Source organism: Paenibacillus sp. ACRRY (assembly GCF_022346995.1).
Classification (GTDB): domain Bacteria; phylum Bacillota; class Bacilli; order Paenibacillales; family Paenibacillaceae; genus Paenibacillus.
This window is the reverse complement of record NZ_JAKRNM010000027.1, coordinates 1-901: the sequence shown is the minus strand read 5'-3', so window position 1 is coordinate 901 and position 901 is coordinate 1. Positions and strand designations below refer to the sequence as shown.

Sequence of the window (901 nt, the reverse complement as noted above, 5' to 3'; positions counted from 1 at the left end):
GCAATTGCTGCCTCTGCATCCGTCAAACGGGTGATATCTCCTACCAGCGCTTTTTGAGTTGCAGTGAGTGCCTCATACTTTGTTCGCGCTGCTTCCACCGCTGTTTTGTCAGCAAGCTCTATTTCTGCTTTTACAGGTAGGCCTTCAATTGCTGCCTTCACTAGATTGGCGGCTTCCAGATCCGCGGCTGCTTGAGCTTCCAGTTCAGCAATTGCTGCTTCCGCTTCTATCAAACGCGTGATATCTCCTACCAGCGCTTTTTGATTCGCAGTGAGTGCCTCATACTTTGTGCGCGCTTCTTCCACCGCTGCTTTGTCTGTCAGCACTACGTCCTCTTTTACAGGTAAGCCTTCAATTGCTGCCTTCACCAGATTGGCAGCTTCCAGATCCGCTGCGGCTTGGGCTTCCAATTCAGCAATTGCTGCTTCTGTTTCTGTCAAACGCGTGATATCTCCTACCAGCGTCTTTTGAGTGGCAGTTAGTGCCTCATACTTTGTTCGCACTTCTTCCACAGCTGTTTTGTCAGCAAGCTCTACGTCCTCTTTTACAGGTAGGCCTTCAATTGCTGCCTTCACCAGATTGGCAACTTCTAGGTCCGCCGCGGCCTGGGCTTCCAAATCCACAATCGCTGCTTCCGCTTCTGTCAAACGCGTGATATCTCCTACCAGCGTCTTTTGAGTGGCAGTTAGTGCCTCATACTTTGTGCGGGCTTCTTCCACAGCTGCTTTGTCTGTCAGCATTACATCATCTTTTGCTGGCAAGGCTGCGATTGCTGCTTTTACCAGATTGGCAACTTCTAGGTCCGCCGCGGCCTGGGCTTCCAAATCCACAATCGCTGCTTCCGCTTCTGTCAAACGCGTGATATCTCCTACCAGCGTCTTTTGAGTGGCAGTTAGTGCCT

Annotated in this window: 1 protein-coding gene; it reads right to left on the bottom strand. The window is 51.1% G+C overall.

Going from position 1 to position 901, the window contains the following annotated elements:
* A partial coding sequence (locus MH144_RS30600) for a hypothetical protein (protein WP_481857415.1) occupies positions 1 to 854 on the bottom strand: 854 nt, incomplete at its 3' end.
* Between the last annotated feature and the right edge of the window lie 47 nt (positions 855 to 901).